22 tRNA genes are annotated in these 2,035 nt (G+C 51.4%); all 22 read left to right on the forward strand.

What is annotated here, in order from left to right:
- Positions 1–20 precede the first annotated feature (20 nt).
- The 22 genes from JZO83_RS13630 (at position 21) to JZO83_RS13735 (ending at position 1,989) form a co-directional block, all read left to right on the forward strand.
- Positions 21–93, forward strand: a tRNA-Thr gene (locus JZO83_RS13630).
- Between the two features lie 10 nt (positions 94–103).
- Positions 104–175: transfer RNA gene (locus JZO83_RS13635), tRNA-Gly, on the forward strand.
- A 24-nt stretch (positions 176–199) separates the two neighbouring features.
- Positions 200–285: transfer RNA gene (locus JZO83_RS13640), tRNA-Leu, on the forward strand.
- 10 nt (positions 286–295) lie between these two features.
- Positions 296–369 (forward strand) — tRNA-Arg (locus JZO83_RS13645).
- Between the two features lie 9 nt (positions 370–378).
- Positions 379–452, forward strand: a tRNA-Pro gene (locus tag JZO83_RS13650).
- 17 nt (positions 453–469) lie between these two features.
- A tRNA-Ala gene (locus JZO83_RS13655) sits at positions 470–542 on the forward strand.
- Positions 543–571: 29 nt separating this feature from the next.
- A tRNA-Met gene (locus JZO83_RS13660) sits at positions 572–645 on the forward strand.
- 14 nt (positions 646–659) lie between these two features.
- Positions 660–733, forward strand: a tRNA-Ile gene (locus tag JZO83_RS13665).
- Positions 734–756: 23 nt separating this feature from the next.
- Positions 757–846: transfer RNA gene (locus JZO83_RS13670), tRNA-Ser, on the forward strand.
- Between the two features lie 12 nt (positions 847–858).
- Positions 859–932 (forward strand) — tRNA-Met (locus JZO83_RS13675).
- 18 nt (positions 933–950) lie between these two features.
- Positions 951–1,026 (forward strand) — tRNA-Asp (locus JZO83_RS13680).
- A gap of 1 nt (position 1,027) precedes the next feature.
- A tRNA-Gly gene (locus JZO83_RS13685) sits at positions 1,028–1,098 on the forward strand.
- Positions 1,099–1,110: 12 nt separating this feature from the next.
- A tRNA-Ile gene (locus JZO83_RS13690) sits at positions 1,111–1,184 on the forward strand.
- Between the two features lie 24 nt (positions 1,185–1,208).
- Positions 1,209–1,296 (forward strand) — tRNA-Ser (locus JZO83_RS13695).
- Between the two features lie 14 nt (positions 1,297–1,310).
- Positions 1,311–1,382, forward strand: a tRNA-Glu gene (locus JZO83_RS13700).
- 13 nt (positions 1,383–1,395) lie between these two features.
- A tRNA-Ser gene (locus tag JZO83_RS13705) sits at positions 1,396–1,485 on the forward strand.
- 11 nt (positions 1,486–1,496) lie between these two features.
- Positions 1,497–1,570: transfer RNA gene (locus tag JZO83_RS13710), tRNA-Met, on the forward strand.
- Between the two features lie 18 nt (positions 1,571–1,588).
- A tRNA-Asp gene (locus JZO83_RS13715) sits at positions 1,589–1,661 on the forward strand.
- A 3-nt stretch (positions 1,662–1,664) separates the two neighbouring features.
- Positions 1,665–1,737: transfer RNA gene (locus JZO83_RS13720), tRNA-Phe, on the forward strand.
- A gap of 4 nt (positions 1,738–1,741) precedes the next feature.
- A tRNA-Gly gene (locus tag JZO83_RS13725) sits at positions 1,742–1,812 on the forward strand.
- 11 nt (positions 1,813–1,823) lie between these two features.
- Positions 1,824–1,897, forward strand: a tRNA-Ile gene (locus JZO83_RS13730).
- A 20-nt stretch (positions 1,898–1,917) separates the two neighbouring features.
- Positions 1,918–1,989: transfer RNA gene (locus JZO83_RS13735), tRNA-Glu, on the forward strand.
- Positions 1,990–2,035: the final 46 nt, after the last annotated feature.

A 2,035-nucleotide genomic window follows, 5' to 3' on the forward strand; every position in this document is an offset into this window, starting at 1 on the left:
GATTTATGATATTTTTTTACGCCGGCTTAGCTCAGTTGGTAGAGCATCTGATTTGTAATCAGAGGGTCGAGGGTTCAAGTCCTTTAGCCGGCATCGTAAATACGCGGAAATAGCTCAGTGGTAGAGCACCACCTTGCCAAGGTGGGGGTCGCGGGTTCGAACCCCGTTTTCCGCTTTGCCAAAGTACTACGTACTACGCGCCGGGGTGGCGGAACTGGCAGACGCACAGGACTTAAAATCCTGCGGTGAGTGATCACCGTACCGGTTCGATTCCGGTCCTCGGCATTACAAATATGCGCCCATAGCTCAATTGGATAGAGTGTTTGACTACGGATCAAAAGGTTAGGGGTTCGACTCCTCTTGGGCGCGTTAGTTTTACGGGAAGTAGCTCAGCTTGGTAGAGCACTTGGTTTGGGACCAAGGGGTCGCAGGTTCGAATCCTGTCTTCCCGATTAGTAAATAGTTTTAAGGGGCCTTAGCTCAGCTGGGAGAGCGCCTGCTTTGCACGCAGGAGGTCAGCGGTTCGATCCCGCTAGGCTCCATTTCATTTAAATAATGAATACTTTTTTTTCGCGGTGTAGCTCAGCTGGCTAGAGCGTCCGGTTCATACCCGGGAGGTCGGGGGTTCGATCCCCTCCGCCGCGATTATTTAAGAGCCTGGACCTTTAGCTCAGTTGGTTAGAGCAGACGGCTCATAACCGTCCGGTCGTAGGTTCGAGTCCTACAAGGTCCATAGCGACGTTGTATTTTCATACTGGAGGATTACCCAAGTCCGGCTGAAGGGAACGGTCTTGAAAACCGTCAGGCGGGTAAAACCGTGCAAGGGTTCGAATCCCTTATCCTCCTTTTTCATATTATCGCGGGATGGAGCAGTCTGGTAGCTCGTCGGGCTCATAACCCGAAGGTCGTAGGTTCAAATCCTGCTCCCGCAATTAAAAACTAAAAACATTGGTTCCGTGGTGTAGGGGTTAACATGCCTGCCTGTCACGCAGGAGATCGCGGGTTCGATTCCCGTCGGGACCGCCACGCGGGTGTAGTTTAGTGGTAAAACCACAGCCTTCCAAGCTGTTGTCGCGAGTTCGATTCTCGTCACCCGCTTTTAGTTTTTATGGGCCTATAGCTCAGCTGGTTAGAGCGCACGCCTGATAAGCGTGAGGTCGATGGTTCGAGTCCATTTAGGCCCATTTATTCAAAATCTTAATGGTTTTGGGGAAGTACTCAAGTGGCTGAAGAGGCGCCCCTGCTAAGGGTGTAGGTCGGGAAACCGGCGCGAGGGTTCAAATCCCTCCTTCTCCGTTTCATTTTTATCTGGCCCGTTGGTCAAGCGGTTAAGACACCGCCCTTTCACGGCGGTAACACGGGTTCGAATCCCGTACGGGTCATTAGCTTTATATTGGAGGATTACCCAAGTCCGGCTGAAGGGAACGGTCTTGAAAACCGTCAGGCGGGTAAAACCGTGCAAGGGTTCGAATCCCTTATCCTCCTTTTTATATTATCGCGGGATGGAGCAGTCTGGTAGCTCGTCGGGCTCATAACCCGAAGGTCGTAGGTTCAAATCCTGCTCCCGCAATTAAAAACTAAAAACATTGGTTCCGTGGTGTAGGGGTTAACATGCCTGCCTGTCACGCAGGAGATCGCGGGTTCGATTCCCGTCGGAACCGTTTGGCTCGGTAGCTCAGTTGGTAGAGCAATGGATTGAAGCTCCATGTGTCGGCAGTTCGATTCTGTCCCGCGCCATACTGCGGGTGTAGTTTAGTGGTAAAACCACAGCCTTCCAAGCTGTTGTCGCGAGTTCGATTCTCGTCACCCGCTTTAGTTTTTATGGGCCTATAGCTCAGCTGGTTAGAGCGCACGCCTGATAAGCGTGAGGTCGATGGTTCGAGTCCATTTAGGCCCATTAGTTTCATATTATTAACTGGCCCGTTGGTCAAGCGGTTAAGACACCGCCCTTTCACGGCGGTAACACGGGTTCGAATCCCGTACGGGTCATCGAAGATACTTCAAGTAAGTATCTTTTTTGGCTCTTTGTCAATAA

This window comes from Enterococcus sp. DIV1298c, assembly GCF_017316315.1.
Lineage (GTDB): Bacteria > Bacillota > Bacilli > Lactobacillales > Enterococcaceae > Enterococcus_B > Enterococcus_B mangumiae.